At 67.1% G+C, this 16,631-nt stretch carries 18 protein-coding genes; 8 read left to right on the top strand and 10 right to left on the bottom strand.

The window, feature by feature from the left end; all coding sequences use genetic code 11:
* Positions 1 to 2 precede the first annotated feature (2 nt).
* The gene (locus KXD98_RS21745; protein ID WP_260760368.1) at positions 3 to 1,124 is read right to left on the bottom strand and encodes an epoxide hydrolase family protein; all 1,122 of its coding nucleotides are present in this window, start codon (positions 1,122 to 1,124) and stop codon (positions 3 to 5) included.
* Positions 1,125 to 1,156: 32 nt separating this feature from the next.
* On the opposite strand from KXD98_RS21745, the gene KXD98_RS21740 reads away from it, so the two are divergent.
* Positions 1,157 to 1,603: a hypothetical protein gene (locus tag KXD98_RS21740; protein ID WP_260760367.1), complete on the top strand. Its 447-nt coding sequence runs from the start codon at positions 1,157 to 1,159 to the stop codon at positions 1,601 to 1,603.
* Between the two features lie 8 nt (positions 1,604 to 1,611).
* Positions 1,612 to 1,881, top strand: coding sequence for a hypothetical protein (locus KXD98_RS21735; RefSeq protein ID WP_260760365.1), 270 nt, complete (start codon positions 1,612 to 1,614; stop codon positions 1,879 to 1,881).
* Between the two features lie 6 nt (positions 1,882 to 1,887).
* Here the strand turns inward: KXD98_RS21735 and KXD98_RS21730 are convergent, their stop codons facing one another.
* The gene (locus tag KXD98_RS21730) at positions 1,888 to 3,360 is read right to left on the bottom strand and encodes a carboxyl transferase domain-containing protein (RefSeq protein WP_260760364.1); all 1,473 of its coding nucleotides are present in this window, start codon (positions 3,358 to 3,360) and stop codon (positions 1,888 to 1,890) included.
* Positions 3,361 to 3,386: 26 nt separating this feature from the next.
* On the opposite strand from KXD98_RS21730, the gene KXD98_RS21725 reads away from it, so the two are divergent.
* From KXD98_RS21725 to KXD98_RS21700, 6 genes are read left to right on the top strand one after another with little or no spacing between them, the layout of a single operon-like run.
* Positions 3,387 to 4,121: an enoyl-CoA hydratase gene (locus KXD98_RS21725; RefSeq protein WP_260760363.1), complete on the top strand. Its 735-nt coding sequence runs from the start codon at positions 3,387 to 3,389 to the stop codon at positions 4,119 to 4,121.
* Positions 4,121 to 5,236, top strand: coding sequence for an MBL fold metallo-hydrolase (locus KXD98_RS21720; protein WP_260760362.1), 1,116 nt, complete (start codon positions 4,121 to 4,123; stop codon positions 5,234 to 5,236). Before KXD98_RS21725 ends, KXD98_RS21720 begins: the two co-directional genes overlap by 1 nt.
* Before the next feature lie 28 nt (positions 5,237 to 5,264).
* Entirely contained in the window at positions 5,265 to 6,878 is a 1,614-nt protein-coding gene (locus KXD98_RS21715; RefSeq protein WP_260760361.1) for a serine hydrolase, read from the top strand.
* Positions 6,875 to 9,277 (top strand): cation-translocating P-type ATPase, encoded by a 2,403-nt coding sequence (locus tag KXD98_RS21710; RefSeq protein ID WP_260760360.1) that lies wholly within the window; start codon positions 6,875 to 6,877, stop codon positions 9,275 to 9,277. Before KXD98_RS21715 ends, KXD98_RS21710 begins: the two co-directional genes overlap by 4 nt.
* 10 nt (positions 9,278 to 9,287) lie before the next feature.
* Positions 9,288 to 9,539, top strand: a complete 252-nt coding sequence (locus KXD98_RS21705) for an antitoxin (RefSeq protein ID WP_260760359.1) — start codon at positions 9,288 to 9,290, stop codon at positions 9,537 to 9,539.
* Positions 9,540 to 9,543: 4 nt separating this feature from the next.
* On the top strand, positions 9,544 to 9,987 hold the full coding sequence (locus tag KXD98_RS21700) for an SRPBCC family protein (protein WP_260760358.1): 444 nt from the start codon (positions 9,544 to 9,546) through the stop codon (positions 9,985 to 9,987).
* Between the two features lie 6 nt (positions 9,988 to 9,993).
* Here KXD98_RS21700 and KXD98_RS21695 read toward each other — a convergent pair whose 3' ends face one another.
* The 8 genes from KXD98_RS21695 to KXD98_RS21660 are packed head-to-tail and all read right to left on the bottom strand — an operon-like array spanning position 9,994 to position 16,617.
* Entirely contained in the window at positions 9,994 to 10,656 is a 663-nt protein-coding gene (locus tag KXD98_RS21695; protein ID WP_260760357.1) for an NAD(P)H-binding protein, read from the bottom strand.
* A 28-nt stretch (positions 10,657 to 10,684) separates the two neighbouring features.
* Positions 10,685 to 11,254, bottom strand: a complete 570-nt coding sequence (locus KXD98_RS21690) for an ERG2 family protein (protein WP_260760356.1) — start codon at positions 11,252 to 11,254, stop codon at positions 10,685 to 10,687.
* Complete coding sequence (locus KXD98_RS21685; RefSeq protein WP_260760355.1) at positions 11,254 to 12,477, bottom strand: cytochrome P450; 1,224 nt, start codon at positions 12,475 to 12,477, stop codon at positions 11,254 to 11,256. The genes KXD98_RS21690 and KXD98_RS21685 overlap by 1 nt, the downstream gene beginning before the upstream one ends.
* Positions 12,474 to 13,649 (bottom strand): cytochrome P450, encoded by a 1,176-nt coding sequence (locus tag KXD98_RS21680; RefSeq protein WP_260760354.1) that lies wholly within the window; start codon positions 13,647 to 13,649, stop codon positions 12,474 to 12,476. Before KXD98_RS21680 ends, KXD98_RS21685 begins: the two co-directional genes overlap by 4 nt.
* Complete coding sequence (locus KXD98_RS21675; RefSeq protein WP_260760353.1) at positions 13,646 to 14,071, bottom strand: hypothetical protein; 426 nt, start codon at positions 14,069 to 14,071, stop codon at positions 13,646 to 13,648. Before KXD98_RS21675 ends, KXD98_RS21680 begins: the two co-directional genes overlap by 4 nt.
* Positions 14,068 to 15,126 carry a dihydrodipicolinate reductase gene (locus tag KXD98_RS21670; RefSeq protein ID WP_260760352.1) on the bottom strand — a complete coding sequence of 353 codons (1,059 nt, stop codon included), beginning with the start codon at positions 15,124 to 15,126 and terminating at the stop codon, positions 14,068 to 14,070. The genes KXD98_RS21675 and KXD98_RS21670 overlap by 4 nt, the downstream gene beginning before the upstream one ends.
* 10 nt (positions 15,127 to 15,136) lie before the next feature.
* Positions 15,137 to 16,192 (bottom strand): dihydrodipicolinate reductase, encoded by a 1,056-nt coding sequence (locus tag KXD98_RS21665; protein WP_260760351.1) that lies wholly within the window; start codon positions 16,190 to 16,192, stop codon positions 15,137 to 15,139.
* Positions 16,189 to 16,617 carry a hypothetical protein gene (locus KXD98_RS21660; RefSeq protein WP_260760350.1) on the bottom strand — a complete coding sequence of 143 codons (429 nt, stop codon included), beginning with the start codon at positions 16,615 to 16,617 and terminating at the stop codon, positions 16,189 to 16,191. Before KXD98_RS21660 ends, KXD98_RS21665 begins: the two co-directional genes overlap by 4 nt.
* Between the last annotated feature and the right edge of the window lie 14 nt (positions 16,618 to 16,631).

The following is a 16,631-nucleotide window of genomic DNA, read 5'->3' as shown; positions in this document are numbered from 1 at the left end:
TTTCAACCTTGGCCGGCGGCGGCGAATCGGGCGAAGAACGTCGCGACGTCGTCGACGAACAGGTCGGGCTGCTCGAACGCGGCGAAGTGTCCGCCGCGGGGCATGTCCGTCCAGCGGACGATGTCGGTGTAGTTGTCTTGGCACCAGTGCCGTGGTGCACGCAGGATCTCGCGGGGGAACGCGGCCACCCCGGTGGGCAGCGTCACCGGTTCTCCGCCGCCGAAGCTGCCGAAGCTCTCCCAGTACAAGCGGGCCGAGGACGCCGCCGTCCTGTTCAGCCAGTAGAGCATCACGTTGTCGAGCAGTTCGTCACGGCTCAGTACGTTCTCTGGATGGCCATCGCAGTCGGTCCATGACCAGAACTTCTCGACGATCCAGGCCAGTTGGCCGACCGGAGAGTCGGTGAGTGCATAGCCGAGGGTCTGGGGCCGGGTCGACTGCTGTTTGGAGTAGCCGGAGTCCCAGCGCTGGTAGTAGGCGAGCCGTTCCAACGCCGCGGCTTCCTCGGCGGTCGGCTCGCCGAGGCTCTTGGGCGGCCGGCCCAACGGCATGTTGGTGTGGATGGCCACGCAGTGACGCCGGTTGCGACCGATCTGGGTGGTCACCGCCGCACCCCAGTCGCCACCTTGCGCGCCGTAACGCGCATAGCCGAGCCGGACCATCAGTTCGTCCCACGCGTCGGCGATCTTCTCGATTCCCCATCCGGTGGTGGTGGGCTTGCCGGAGAAACCGTATCCCGGCAGCGACGGGCACACCACGTCGAATCCGGCGTCGTTCAGCGGGCCGATGACCTTGCTGAACTCGACGACCGAGCCGGGCCAGCCGTGGGTGATCAGCAGTGGGAAGGCATCGTCTCGTGCGCAGCGCTGATGGATGAAGTGGATGGGCAGGCCATCGATGTCGGTGGTGAATTGGTCGAACTGATTGAGCTTCTCTTCCCTTGCGCGCCAGTCATATTCGTCGGCCCAGTAGTCGGCGAGTTCGCGGGTGTAGGCCAGCGGGATACCCTGGCTCCAGTCCTCGACACATTCGGCTTCGGGCCAACGTGTGCGGTGCAGCCGGTCCCGCAGATCGGCGAGGTCGGTGTCGGGGACCGCGATTCGGAACGGCTGGATGTGGGCCATGACACATCCTGGCATTTGGATAATCGGTAGGTGTGTCCACCCCGACGCTCGTCCTGCTGGCCGTCACGACCCTGATGTCCTGCGTCGCGCTGGGCGGCGCGATCTACGAAGCCGTCGTCGTCGACCCGTACTGGCCGGGGCGTCCCGGCATCATCCAGCCCCGCAACGGCGGCATCGCACGGGTGCGATTCTGGTTGCCGGCGCCGTTGGCGTTCGAAGTGCTCCTGGTCGTCACGCTGGTGCTCACCTGGGGTGATACCCGGGTCGGGACGGCGCTGTTGGTCGCTGTGCTCAGTCACGCCACAATGCGGCTGTGGTCGGTGTTCGACCTGATCCCCAAAGGCGCGGAGTTCGAACGTAAGGATCCCGCCGACATCGACCAGGCAGCCGCAGTGCGCTGGACGCGCAAGAGCCTGCTGCGGTTGCCGCTGCTGCTACTGACCTCCGCGGCGATGCTGACGGCGCTGGCGCTGGCGTGAGGAACGATGTGAGCGAGAACGACGAGACCTGGCGGCTCAAGGATTTCGGTGGCGCCGTGCTGTTCCTGTTGTTGCAGGGATTCCTGTGGCGGGCGGCGCTGTTCCTGACCCGGGGTGACGTCCGGGAACTTCAGTACGGCGGGCTGGTGCTGTTGTTCGTCACCATCGCGGTGGTGGTGTGGCGGGTGGCCCGTCAGAAGCGCGCTGCGCCGATCGCGCTCGGTGGGTGTGTGCTGCAACTCGGGTTCGGCGGTGTGGCGCTGCTGATGGCACCTTGACCCAAGTCAGGGCAGGCCGATACGTCGGTAGCGTTGCAACCGAATGGCCAGGCGCTGTGCGGCCGGTGCCTGTCGGAGTCGGTGCAACTCCGCGCCGATGGTGTCCGAGAGCCGCTGGGTGAATGCCCGCGGTTCGTCGGCGGCGTCGGAATACTCGGGTATCACCATGTCGGCGATGCCGTTGCGCAGCAGATCTGCCGACCGAATGCCCTGCGCCGCAGCCAATTCCGGGGCATGGTCGACGTCGCGGTAGACGATGGCGCTGGCCCCTTCGGGTGGCAACGGTGCCAGCCACCCGTGCAGGGCTACCAGAACTCGGTCGGCGGGCACCATGGCCAGCGCCGGCCCGCCGCTGCCCTGTCCGAGCAGCACCGACACCGTCGGGGTGTCCAGGGTGACCAGGTCGGCCAGGCAACGGGCAATCTCGCCGGCCAGTCCGCCCTCCTCGGCCTCGGCCGACAGCGCCGGCCCGGCCGTGTCGATCACCAGCACCAGCGGCAGCTGCAGGCTCGCCGCCAACGCCATCCCGCGCCGGGCCTCGCGCAGGGCGGCCGGCCCGACCAACCCGCCGACCACGCGCTGCTGGCCGAGCACCACCGCCGGTTGGCCGCCGAAGCGGGCCAGCGCCAGCAACATCGTCGCCGCCTCACCCTGCCCGGTGCCCGACAGCAGCACCCGTTCGGTGGAGCCGTAGCGCAGTAGGTAGCCCACACCGGGCCGGTCGGGGCGTCGGGACACCTCCACCGATTCCCACGCGTCGACCTCGGGCAGCGCTTCGAACACCGGCGCCTGCGGAGCGGGCCCGGGATCGTCCCAGACCACTTTCAGGGCGCGGTCGAGTGTGGAGCGCAGCAGCTCCAGCGGCACCACGGCGTCGATGACGCCATGGCGCTGCAGGTTCTCCGCGGTCTGGACACCAGCCGGAAAAGGTTCCCCGTAGAGGTGTTCATATACCCGGGGACCGAGGAACCCGATCAGCGCGCCGGGTTCGGCCGCGGTGACGTGACCGAGCGAGCCCCACGACGCGAACACCCCGCCGGTGGTGGGGTGGCGCAGGTACACCAGGTAGGGCAGCTGGGCACGCTTGTGCAGCTCCACGGCGGCGGCGATCTTGACCATCTGCAGGAAGGCGACGGTGCCCTCCTGCATCCGGGTGCCGCCTGAGCTCGGCGAGGCCAGCAGCGGCAGTTTCTCGGCGGTGGCCCGCTGCACGGCGGTGATGATCCGTTCGGCCGCGGCGACGCCGATGGAGCCGGCCAGGAACTCGAACTCGCACACCACCAGTGCCACCCGGCGGCCGAAGATCTGGCCTTCGCCGGTGATGACCGATTCGTCGAGGCCGGTCGCGGCGGTGGCGTCGGCCAGTTCGCGCTGGTAGGCGTCGCTGGTGGGGACCGCTAGCGGCGGCCCGTCCCAGGACACGAAGGAGCCCTCGTCGAGGACGGCGTCGCGCAGCGCCACGGCGCGGATCCGGCTCACCCCAGAAAGGCTAATAGGGTGGGTTCATGATTGGAGTCACCCGGGACGGCCATGTGATGACGCTCGAGCTGCAACGACCCGAGCGGCGCAACGCGCTGAACGCCGAACTGGTCGACGGCCTGCGCGAGGCGATCGAGCACGCCGCCGAACAGGACGTCCGGGCGATCGTGCTCACCGGGCAGGGTCACGTCTTCAGTTCGGGGGCGGACCTGTCCGGCGGGCAGGGGGTTGCCGATGAGCTGCCCGACAAGGCCAGGGCGCTGAACCTGGCAATCGATGCCGCGCCGCTGCCGGTCATCGGGGCCATCAACGGCCCGGCGATCGGCGCCGGTGTCATCCTGTCGATGATCTGCGATCTGCGGGTGGTGGCACCCGACGCGTACTTCCAGTTCCCGGTTGCCAAATACGGCATAGCGCTGGACAACTGGAGCATCCGTCGACTGACATCACTGGTCGGTGCCGGTCGGGCTCGGGGCATGCTCTTGGCCGCCGAACGGCTCAGCGCTGACATGGCCCTGCAGACCGGGATGGCCAACCGGATCGGCACCCTGGCCGACGCGCAGGCCTGGGCGCACGAGATCGCCGGATTCGCGCCGCTGGCGCTGCAGCACGCCAAACGGGTTCTCAACGACGACGGCGCCTACGAGGAACCGTGGCCGGCGCATCGGGAACTTTTCGACCGCGCCTGGGCCAGCCAGGACATCATCGAGGCACAGGTGGCGCGCATCGAGAAGCGGCCGCCGAGGTTCCAGGGAGCGTGATGGACGTACACACCGCGCTGCGCTACGGACTGGGCACCGCGTCGGCGCTGGCTGGTGGGTGGGTGCTGCGGGCGCTGCAGGGCACGCCGGCGTCGCTGGGCGCCACCCCGTCGGAGATTGCGCCGGCGGCCCGACGCTCCCGGCACTACCGCGACGGCAAGTTCACCAATCTCGAACCGCCGTCGGGTATCACGATGGACCGCGAGATGCAGCGCAAACTGTTGCGCGACCTCGCCAACGCCGGATCCGCCGGTAAGCCACCAGGGCCGATCCCGATGGCCGAACCCAGCGCCGCCGAACCCGATGTCGACGGCATCGCGGCCAGCTGGTACGGCCACTCCAGCGTGCTCGTCGACGTCGACGGATACCGGGTGCTGGCCGATCCGGTGTGGAGCCGGCGGTGCTCGCCGTCTCGGACGGTCGGTCCGCAGCGCATGCACGAGGTGCCGGTGCCACTCGAGGCGCTGCCGGCCCTGGATGCGGTGCTGATCAGTCACGATCACTACGACCACCTCGACATCGACACCATCGTGGCGTTGGCCCAGACTCAGCGGGCTCCGTTCGTGGTGCCGTTGGGGATCGGGGCGCATCTGCGCAAGTGGGGCATCCCGGAAAATCGGATCGTCGAACTGGATTGGGACGAATCCCACCGCATCGACGACCTCACCCTGATCTGCACACCGGCCCGGCACTTCTCCGGCCGGTTGTTCAGTCGCGACACCACCCTGTGGGCGTCCTGGGTGGTGGCCGGTCCGCGTCACCGCGCCTACTTCGGTGGCGACACCGGATACACCAAGAGCTTCGCCGAGATCGGCGTCGAACACGGCCCGTTCGACCTGACGCTGCTGCCCATCGGGGCATACCACCCGGCGTTCGCCGACATCCACATGAACCCCGAGGAAGCGGTCCGCGCCCACCTCGACCTGACCGACCGGGACAGTGGCCTGATGGTGCCGATCCACTGGGCCACCTTCCGGCTCTCGCCGCATCCGTGGGCCGAGCCCGCCGAACGGCTGCTGGTCGCCGCCGACCTCGAGCAGGTGCGGATCGCGGTTCCGGTGCCCGGTGCGCGGGTGGATCCGCGTTCGACGTTGGACCCGTGGTGGCGGCTGTAGGCCACCCTGACGCGCTACGGTGCTGATCATGACGCCCCCGGCCCGGTTGGCCACGCTCGCCTTGGTGGTCGCGCTGCTTGCCGGTTGTGGCGCCGACCATGCTGATCCTGTCGAACCGGCCGGTCCCACCACGAGCCAGGCGCCGACGGCCGCTCCGGCCGAACAGCTGCCTCCACCGCTGGTGCCGGCGATGCCCCTGCCGGAGAACGCGGTCGCCGAGGCCGTGTCCCGGCTCGACGGACTGGTCGACGATCTGATGACGAAGTCGGGCCTGCCCGGAATGGCGGTCGCTGTCGTGCACGACGGAGAAACCGTCTACAACAAGGGTTTCGGGGTCAAGAACATCGCGTTGGGTGACCAGCCGGGCAACCAGGTCGACCCGGACACCGTCTTCCAGGTGGCCTCGCTGTCGAAACCGCTGGGCGCCACCGTGGTGGCTCACCAGGTCGGCCAGGGCGCGATCAGCTGGGACACCCCGCTGGTCGATCACCTGCCGTGGTTCGCGCTGGCCGACCGCGCAGTCACCCAGATGGTGACCGTCGGCGATATGTACGCCCACCGCTCCGGGCTCCCCGACCATGCCGGCGATCTGCTCGAAGACCTCGGCTACGACCGGCGTCTGGTGCTGGAAAAGCTGCGCGATTACCCGCTGGACCCTTTTCGGGTGTCGTACGCCTACACCAATTTCGGGCTGACCGCCGGCGCCGAGGCCGTCGCGACCGCCGCCGGTCAGTCTTGGGAGGACCTCAGCGAGCGGGTGCTGTATCGACCGCTGGGGATGTCCTCTACGAGTTCGCGGTTCGACGACTTCACGGTGGCCCCCAACCGTGCCCTGGGGCATCGTCGCGTCGACGGCGAGTACCGGACCGACTACGTGCGCGACCCGCAGGCCGAGTCTCCCGCCGGCGGGGTGAGCAGTTCGGTCAACGACCTTTCGCGCTGGCTGACCATGGTGCTGGCCGAGGGCACCTATCAGGGCGAGCAGATCGTCGATGCTGCGGCGCTGCGACCGGCGCTGACCCCGCAGAGTGTGTCGGACCGGGCCTCCGACCCGGCCGCGCGATCAGGGTTCTACGGCTACGGATTCAATGTCGGCACGACCGCCGCGGCACGCCAGCAACTCAGCCACTCGGGTGCGTTCGAACTCGGCGCGGGCGCCAACTTCCTCATGCTGCCGTCTGCTGACGTCGCAATCGTGGCCTTGACCAATGCCACCCCGTCGGGTGTGCCGGAAACACTGACCGCCGAGTTCGCCGATCTGGTGCAGTTCGGCGAGATCCGGGAGGACTGGTGGGAGCTCTACCACGGAGCGTTCCTGCAGATGGTGAAGCCGGTGGGGGCGCTGGTCGGCGTCCGGCCCCCGGCCCGGCCCATTGCGCCTGCCCCGTTGAGCAGCTACGTCGGTCAGTACTCCAACTCGTTCTGGGGGCCGGCGCGGGTGCGTGAGACCGACGACGGGCTGGAGTTGGCGCTCGGACCGAAACTGGTGGTGCCTTTGGATCACTGGGACGGTGACGTGTTCACCTTTGCCCTCGCCACCGAGAACGCGCCGCCGGGCAGCATCTCCAAGGCGACCTTCGACGGCGATTGGCTGACCCTCGAGTACTACGACCAGGACGGAAAAGGGACCTTCACTCGATGAGCACCTCACTGGTCACGGGGCTCTCCGATGCCGAGGTCGCCGCGCGGGTAGCCGCGGGCCAAAGCAACGATGTGCCGACCCGTGCGGCGCGCAGCGTCTCGGAGATCGTCCGCGGCAACGTTCTGACCCGCATCAATGCCATCCTCGGCGTGCTGTTCCTGATCGTGTTGGCCACCGGGTCGATCATCAACGGTGCCTTCGGTCTGCTCATCATCGCCAACAGCGCGATCGGCATCATCCAGGAGCTGCGGGCCAAGAACACGCTCGACAAGCTGGCCATCGTCGGGCAAGCCAGGCCGTTGGTGCGCCGATTGGGTGCTGCCGGACCGGTGTCTGGGCGTCTGCTGCCCAGCGAGGTGGTGCTCGATGACGTGATCGAGCTGGGACCCGGCGACCAGATCGTCGTCGACGGTGAGATCGTCGAGGAGACCAACCTCGAAGTCGACGAGTCCCTGCTGACCGGTGAGGCCGACCCGATTGCCAAAGATGTCGGCGACCATGTGATGTCGGGCAGTTTCGTGGTGGCGGGCAGCGGTGCGTACCGCGCGACGAAGGTGGGCCGGGAAGCCTACGCCGCCAAGCTCGCCGAGGAAGCCAGCAAGTTCACCCTGGTCAAATCCGAACTGCGCAGCGGCATCAACAAGATCCTGCAGTTCATCACCTACCTGTTGGTGCCCGCTGGGTTGCTGATCATCTACACCCAGCTGTTCACCACCGATGCCGGGTGGCGTCAGTCGGTGTTGCGGATGGTCGGGGCGCTGGTTCCGATGGTGCCCGAGGGGCTGGTGCTGATGACCTCGATTGCGTTCGCGGTCGGGGTGGTTCGGCTCGGGCGGCGGCAATGCCTGGTCAACGAGCTACCTGCCATCGAGGGTTTGGCCCGCGTCGATGTGGTGTGCGCCGACAAGACCGGCACGCTGACCGAGAACGGCATGCGTGTCTGCGACCTGCGCGCCACCGACGACGACCACCAACGCGAGTTCATCAACGTGTTGGCACAATTGGCCGCCGACGATCCCCGCCCCAACGCCAGCATGACGGCGATCGCCGAGGCCTATCCGGCACCGCCGGGGTGGGCCTGCACCGCCACCGCGCCCTTCAAATCCGCCACGAAGTGGAGCGGTGCGTCCTACGAGGCACATGGCAACTGGGTGATCGGCGCGCCCGATGTGCTGCTGGATCCGTCCTCGCCGATGGCCGAAACCGCCGAACAGATCGGCGCCACAGGTTTGCGGGTGTTGCTGCTTGGGTCCAGTGACCTGTCGGTCGACCACCCGGCCGCGCCGGGGACCGTCACCCCGCACGCGCTGGTCGTTCTCGAACAGCGCATCCGTCCCGATGCCCGGGAAACCCTGAATTACTTTGCTTCGCAGCAGGTCTCGATCAAGGTCATTTCCGGAGACAACGCCGTTTCGGTGGGGGCGGTCGCCGGTTCGCTCGGGCTCGAGGGCGAGACGATGGACGCGCGTCACCTGCCTGAGCAGCCCGAGGCGCTCGCCGACACGATGCAGGAGTGCACCACATTCGGGCGGGTGCGCCCGGACCAGAAGCGGGCGATGGTGCACGCGTTGCAGTCGCGCGGACACACGGTGGCGATGACCGGAGACGGGGTCAACGACGTGCTCGCCCTCAAGGACGCCGACATCGGCGTCGCGATGGGGTCGGGCAGTTCGGCGTCGCGCGCGGTGGCCCAGATCGTGTTGCTGGACAACAAGTTCGCGACCCTGCCCTACGTGGTGGGCGAGGGCCGCCGGGTGATCGGCAACATCGAGCGTGTCTCCAACCTGTTCCTGACCAAGACGGTGTACTCCGTGCTGCTCGCGATGCTGGTCGGGTTGGCCGGGCTGGCCTCGAAGGTGTTCGGAACCGACCCGCTGCTGTTCCCGTTCCAGCCGATCCACGTCACCATCGCTGCGTGGTTCACCATCGGGATCCCGGCATTCGTCTTGTCCCTGGCGCCCAACACCGAGCGCGCCCAGCCCGGTTTCGTTCGGCGGGTGATGACTGCGGCGCTGCCGTCCGGAGTGGTGGTGGGTACCGCGACGTTCACCTCCTATCTGCTGGCCTATCAGGGCCGGGGTGCCTCGGAGGTGGAACAGACCCAGGCGTCCACCGCGGCGCTGATCACGTTGCTGGTGACGGCGCTGTGGGTGCTGGCGTGTGTGGCCCGGCCCTACGAGTGGTGGCGCGTTGCGCTGGTCGTGATATCGGCGTCGGCCTACCTGGTCATCTTCTCCATTCCGGCGGCCCGCGAGCTGTTCATCCTGGATGCGTCGAACGTGCAGGTCACGTCGATGGCGTTGGGTGTCGGTCTGGCCGGGGCGCTGGCCGTCGAGGTGATCTGGTGGGCCCAGGGCGCGGTGCTGGGGCAACGCCGGCGGCTGTGGCGGCAGCGGTAGGCTCGCTGCCATGTCGTTCCTGGACAAACTGAAGGATTGGGTGTCGAAGAACCCCGACAAGGCCACCGATGCGATCGACAAGGCCGGCGACTTCTTCGACCAGAAGACGCAGGGCAAGTTCGCCGAGCATGTCGATAAGGCGCAGGACGCAGCCCGCAACTATGTCACCAAGGACAACCCGGACCAGCCGGGTGACGCCCAGCAGCGGCCGCCGCAGGCACCCGGCGATCAGCAACCGCCCACCGCCCCGCCGGTCTCCTAGCGCAATGGCCAAACTCTCCGTCTCCGTCGACGTACCGCTGCCACCCGACAAGGCCTGGGAAAGCGCTTCCGATCTGTCGCGCTACCGGGAGTGGTTGTCGATCCACCGGATGTGGCGCTCCCAGCTGCCCGACACGATCGAGAAGGGCACCGAGTTGGTGTCCATCGTCGAGGTCAAGGGGATGCCCAATCGCGTGCAATGGACGGTGGTGAACTACAAGCCGCCGCAGACCATGACGCTCAACGGCAACGGCAAGGGTGGGGTCAAGGTGAAGCTGATCGGCAAGATCAGGCCCTCCGAGGCGCAACCGAGCGCGTCGACGGTGACCTTCGACATCCACCTGGGTGGCCCGGCGTTGTTCGGCCCGATCGGCATGGTGGTGGCCGGTGCGTTGAAGAGCGATATCGCGGATTCGTTGCAGCGATTCAAGGCCGTCTTCGCGCCCTGAGGCCGTTCACTTGGTCAGCGCGGCGACTGCCTTGGCGACCGGAGTCTCCCCGGCGATCACCTCGAAGGTGAGGCCCCCGGTGTGGGGCGCATCGAGCACCGCCACGAGCACCGCGGCCACGTCGGCGCGCGCAATGCTGCCCCGGCCGGTGTGCGCGGCGATCTGCACGCGGCCACTGCCGGGATCGTCGGTGAGTACACCCGGGCGCACAGTGGTCACCGACAGTGCACTGCGGGAACGGACTTCGTCGTCGGCGGCACCCTTGGCGCGTAAGTAGGCGACGAAGACATCGTCGGCCGCATCGTCGGGAACCTGCGTATCGGCACCCATCGAGGAGATCATCACATAGCGCGCGACGCCGGCGGCTTCGGCGGCGTCGGCGAGCAGGATCGCGGCGTCGCGGTCGACGGTGTCCTTGCGTGCGGCACCGCTGCCCGGTCCGGCCCCGGCTGCGAAGATCACCGCGTCGGCGCCACGCAGATGTTCGGCCACCGTGTCGATGTCGGTGTTCTCCAGGTCCACAACGACGGGTTCGGCGCCGGCGGCCTGCAGGTCAGCAGCGTGGTCCGGGTTGCGGATGAACCCGGTCACCGCGTCGCCGCGCTCGGCCAGGATGCGTTCGGTCAGCAACGCGATCTTTCCGTGGCCACCGGCGATGACGACGCGCATGCGGGTCTCCTTTGTGGTCGGCGGTGGGTCAGCGGCCCAGACGACGACGCATCAGCGAGGTGAACTCGGCCGTCGACCGGCGCACCGATTCGAGTTCGAGCGACAACATCAACGTGTCTACCATCGCGAACGGCAGCGTGGTGACCACGGCGCCGCGACCGTACTCGATGTGCCAGGAACCCGGTGCGATCGTCAGGCCGCGCGCATGGCCTCTCTGCAGGCAGGTGCGCTCGCCGGGCAGCAGGGGCGGCAGGGGTTTCGTGTCATCGGACTCCAGGTCGTAGGAGTCGATCCGGCCGGCGAGCAGGAACTTGTGGATGTCGACGTGCTTGTAGCGCCCGGAGAATCCTTGTGTACCGGTGGGGGAGCCGAAGATCACCACGTATTCCCGTGCGCTGAAGTACAGGAACCGTACCTTGCCGAGCACGCCTCCGGCCTTGCTGCCGACCCAGCGGCCCGGCGTCGGGTCGATCAGACCGGGGTATTCGTCGGCGAGCAGTTCCACCGCGTGCATGACCAGTTCGTCGGTGTCGGCGCTCAGACCGGCCGCTTTCGCGGCCACACCGTGCAGGACATCGGGGTCGATGCGGTAGCCCATCAGCACAACTCCATCGGCAGGCTGGTGGGTCCGCTCAGACCCAGCAGTGGTTTCCACGGCACGTCACCCACACATCGGGCGCGGGGCACCCGCTCGGCCAGGATCTTCAGCGCCTCGCTGAGTTCGAGCCTGGCCAGATTCGCACCCAAGCAGTAGTGCACACCTCCGCCGAACGTCAAGATCGCCGGTGGTGCGTCGCGGGCGAGGTCGAACCGCTGGGGATCGTCGTAGACCGTGGGGTCCCGGTTGGCGGCGAAGGTGTTGACGACGACGAACGTCTCTGCAGGGAAGGTGAACCCACCGACGGTGACATCTTCACGGGCGGCACGCACGGTGCTGCACATCGACGGGGAGTGCCGCATCGTCTCCTCGACGGCGCGCATCGAAAGCTCGGGCTGCCGGCGCAGCAGTGCCCACTGGTCGGGGTGCTCGCAGAGCACCTGCATCGACGCGGCGAGCTGGCTGCGGGTGGTGTCGGTCCCGGCGAGCAGGATGCTGAACGCCAGCATGCGCACCTCGGCGGCGTCGAGTCGGTCGCCGGCGTCCTCGGCACGGATGAGCTCGGAGAGCAGGTCGTCGGTCAGCTGGGTACGCCGCTGGGCGATCATCGTGTCGATGTAGGCGTCGAAGGCATCCCATGCCGACAGCACGACCGGCGTCTCGACCACCAGGTCGCAGTCGAAACTGACGATCTTGAAGATGTCTTCGGCCCATCGCGAGAACTGCTGCCAGTCCTCGCGGGGCGCCCCGAGAAGCGCGCAGATGATGGGGATCGGGTAGGGCCGGGCGACGTCGGCGACGAACTCGCACGGGCCGCGTTTTTCGATCGCGGTGTCGATGAGCTCGTTGATCACCGTGTGGATGGTGTCGTGTAGGCCGGCGGTGGCCCGCGGTGTGAACGCGCGTGACACCAGTCCACGGAGTCGCCGATGCTCCTCGCCCTCCATGTTCAGGATGCTGCGAGTCACCCTGTCCCACAGCGGTCCTGATGTGATGCCGTGCGCGGACAGGTGGATGCCCGGCGGAATCAGGAAGCGCGGGTCGCGCAGCACGGTGCGCGCCATCTCATACGACAGGATCTCGGGGCCTATCGGTCCCAAGGCCACGGGTGCCACCTGTTGGGCGGTGCGGAACTGCGGATAGATCTTTTGCGGCGGGTCGGTGAGCCCGTAGGTCAGGGTGGGCAGGTCGGCGTCGAAGATGTTGGTGGCACGGTCGGTCATGGTGATGTGTTTCCCAGCCGCAGGGGCAGTGACGGCAGGGCGCATGTTGCCGACGGCCAGGTGATCTCCGGGATGTAACCGTCGGCCAGACCGAAGTCGGGGATGCGCGACAACCACTCGGCCACGACGAGTTTCAGCTCCATTCGCGCCAGGTGCGCGCCGAGGCAAAGTAGGGGCCCGCCGCCGAACCCCCAGTGCTTGTGCAGCCTGCCGTCCAGCACCAGGTCATCGGTCGAGTAAGCGTCGCTGCCGTCGCGGTTGATCGCGCCGAGTGGCAGGCGAACCTGCGATCCGGCCGGGAGATGAACCTCGGCGACGATCACCGGCCGGGTGGTGATGCGGCCGAGGATCGGCGCTGCCGGTTCGAGTCGGATGATCTCCTCGACGAAACCCGTTATCAGATACGGCCTTTCGCGCAACCAAGCTTGAAGATCGGGGCGTCGAGCCAGATCCAGTAACGCCATGCCGATGGTCGCGGCGACGGTGTCCAGACCGGCGAGGACGAAGACCAGTGACAGTCCGGTCGCTTCGGCGTCATCGAGCGGTTCCTCACGGTGCAACAGGTCGGACAGGATCCCCTCGCGCGGCGAACGCCGCTGCTCGGCAACAGCCTCGGTGAGGTATGCGAACAGTTCGGCGGCCGGTGTCAGGTCGACGCTGTCCGTCTCGGTGGCCAGGCTGACTGCGATGATGGCGTCCTTCCACGCCACCAGACGGTCTCGGTCCTCGAGCGGAAGCCCGAAGAGCGTCAGGAACACCTGTGACGGATAGCGGACCGCGAGGTCGGCGATGACTTCGCATTCGCGACGGTCGGCGATGTCGTCGATGATGTCGATCGCCTGCCGCTGCAGCGTGGGAAGCAGCGCACTCAGCGTCTGCGGACTGAAATGCTGGTGCAGTATCCGTCGGTAGCGGGTGTGCTCGGGTGGATCGAAACCCAAGGGAACCAGCGGAACCGGGCTGATCATCTCGTCGTAGGAGGTGCGCGACGAGTACACCTGGGGGTCACGAAGCGCGGCGAGGACGTCGTCGCGCGGGGTGAAGTAGTACCAGCCGTCACCGCTGCGCAGGACCGGGCCGAGTTCGCGCAGCATGGACCACCCGACACCCCGGTCCCGTGTCATCGGGAGGTCCTCGTAGCGGACCGTGGCCACCGCGTCGAGGCCGGTCATGACACGTTGGTGGCCAATAGGGTCAGTGGCAGACCCAGTACCGACATATCAGTCTCTTCCAGGAAGGAGCCTTCACCGGCGAAGCTCTGGCGGAACCGGATCGTCGCCCCGTAGCGTGCGGCGACTTCCTCGGCAGCTGACGCATCGGGTACCCGGACGACCACGGTGCAAATGCCGTCGCCGTGCCGATCGAGGAAATCGTTGACCGATGCGGCGACTTCGCCCGAGGATTCGGCGATCGGGCTGATCAGCTCGATGCCGCGGTCCCAGTCCAGGTGGACCCGTACGCCGAGCTCGGTGAGATCGGTGGTGTCGAAGGTGAATCCGAGGTCAGTGAACATCTGTGCCATCGCCGTCTGTCGTTCGGCGGCAACGGCGAACACGACATGGCGCAACTGCGGCGACTGATTGTCGGCGGTCATGTTCGCACCAGACCGCGGGGTCGGACCATCCCGAGGTCGTGGTGGGTCACCCACCCGGGCGCCGCGTCACAGACGTCGGGGATCGCGTTGACGGCGCCCATCGCCGTCCAGGTGTACCCCGGGTGGTCGATGGTCCCGTCCGGTCGTCGCACGCCCTGCAATGTCATTTCGGTCGGTGGGTCTCCGTCGATGACGATCTCGTACCTAGTGTTGCCCCAGTTCCAGGGTGGCTCCAGCTGTTCCGGCGGGGCGCTCACGTATATCGCGTGAAAGACGATGAGCGGCTGACCGCCGACCCACGCCGTCCACTCGTGCCGTTGTGCGGCGACCGTACCGGCCGGGATCACACCTCCCTCGTGGGGGATGTCCTGTGCCGCCGTCGCTACCGCTATTTCGGCGGCAGTCACTTCATCGATGGTGACGCCCAGGCCGTCGGCGATCATGTGCATCGACTGGGCAAAGAACGGCAGACCGAGACCCAGGATCGTCGGCTCGGCGAGAAATTTGTCCTTGTCTTTGCCGAAGCCCATCCAGTCGACGTGGTCGATCGGCGCGTCTTCGAGGATGTTGACCACCTCGTAGACGTTGATGGAGTCGACCCGACTCATCACCCGGGCAAGTGTGAGCGGCAGGATATCGCCCGCGTATCCCGGGTGGATGCCTCCCCCGTGAAAAGAGGTGCCACCTTCTTCGCATGCGACGCGGATCGACTGTCCAGGCTCCGCGAAGTCCGGTGAGGGATGAAAGAACCCGCTCGTGGTGACGACGTTCTTGCCTGACTGCAGAAGTCGGCACACGGTGTCGACGTCCATGATCACCGGCGTGTAGAGCACGCAGTCGGCCTCGGTCGCGATGACCGCCTCGACGTCGTCGGTGGCGGCCAGGCCGACCGGTGCGACGCCGACGAGTTCACCGGCGTCCCTGCCCACCTTGTCCTTGTTGTGGACCAGCACGGCGACGAGTTCGTAGACGGAATTGTCGATGAAGTGTCGCAGTCCTGCCTGGCCGACGTCGCCTGTCATCCATTGGATGACGCGATAGGTCTTGTCGTGCACGGTGACTCCTTCAGCTGGTGGTGTTCAGAACTCCGCGGGGGAGCAACAGGGGGAGGTCGGTGTAGGTCGCGATGCCCGGTGGTGCCGCGACGACCACGGGGATGGCGGTGATGGCGGGCATGGCCGTGATGGTCAAGCCGAGCATGACGAAGTCCTCGATCGATTCGGCGACGAAGTCGGGAGGCGGCTCGAAGCGCAGCGTGCTGGTGATGGTGGGACGGCCGTGCACGGTGACGGTGTACCCGAACGCCGTCGACCATGGCGGTTGAAGACTTTGGCCCTTGGTCCACACGCCGCGGATCTCGATGACCTCACGACCGTCGACGATGCCGCTCCACCGTACGTCGATGCCGGCGACGCAACCCTTTTCGATGATCCAGTCGCCGGGCAGTGGTAGATCCTCGGTGGTTTCTGCGTATTCGGCGGCGCAGCGAACCTCGTCGAGTGCGACGCCGAGGGCATCGGCGACCAGCAGCACCGCCTCCCGGAAGATCGCGGACCCCTTCTCGGTGACGGCGGGCAGCGTGGGGTCGTCGACCGAATAGCCGAAACCCATCGGGATCTCGGTGGCAGGTGAGTCGTAGATGGTGGTGTCGAAGGATTCCAGGATGCTGATCTTGTCAACTCGGTCGGAGAGGCCGGCGGTGACGATCGCGAACAACTGGATGAAACCGGGATTGATGCCGCTGCCGAAGATCGTCGCACCGCCGCGGTGGCCGGCGTCGAGCAGACGTTGCCGATCGGGGCCCAGCCCCCGGCCGTTGATGAACTCCGATGTGGTCACCACGTTGATGCCGCGCTCGAGGATGCGCACCAGATCGTCGACATCGGCGAACATCGGGTTGTACACGACGCAGTCGGGATGCAGTGCCAGCAGCGCCTCGACATCGTCGGTGGCGCGCACCCCCAGCGGCGCGACACCGCACAGTTCACCCACGTCGACGCCGACCTTGTCGGCGGACCAGGCATAACATCCGACGAGTTCCAGCTCGGAGTTGGCCGCAACGGCGTGCACCGACTTCTTGCCCACATTGCCGGTGGTCCACTGCACGACCCGGTAGGTCACGGATTGGCGCTGTGTTGCTCAGCGGCTCGACGCGCCTCGCGCTCTTCGTGTCTGCGCACCAGCTCGCGGAATCCGATCCGATCGTACTGGGGAACAGGCTGGATACCCCATTCGTCGCGCGCGGTGTCCTTACCCTCGGCACCTTCGGGCGGTCCGAACGCCGGATACGGCACCTGGCACTCCAACTCGTCGTCGGAATAGCGGACCTTGAGCAACTCGCTGCAGATCTGGGTGAGACTCAGGGTCGGGTAGCCGTAGTACACCGCCATGAACGGCAGCGTGAACGCACCCTCGATGACCAACGCGACCAGACACACCAGTACTGCGCGCTTGATCCACTTGTGCATCCGGGCGTAGTAGGGCGTGGTACCCGGAGGAAGGTTCTGCTCTTCGGTGCTCTCAGGTGTCTGCGGGGTTGACGTCACAATTGCTCCTCATT

It is taken from the genome of Mycobacterium sp. SMC-4 (assembly GCF_025263265.1).
GTDB lineage: Bacteria > Actinomycetota > Actinomycetes > Mycobacteriales > Mycobacteriaceae > Mycobacterium.
This window is presented reverse-complemented; position numbering and strand designations above follow the sequence as displayed.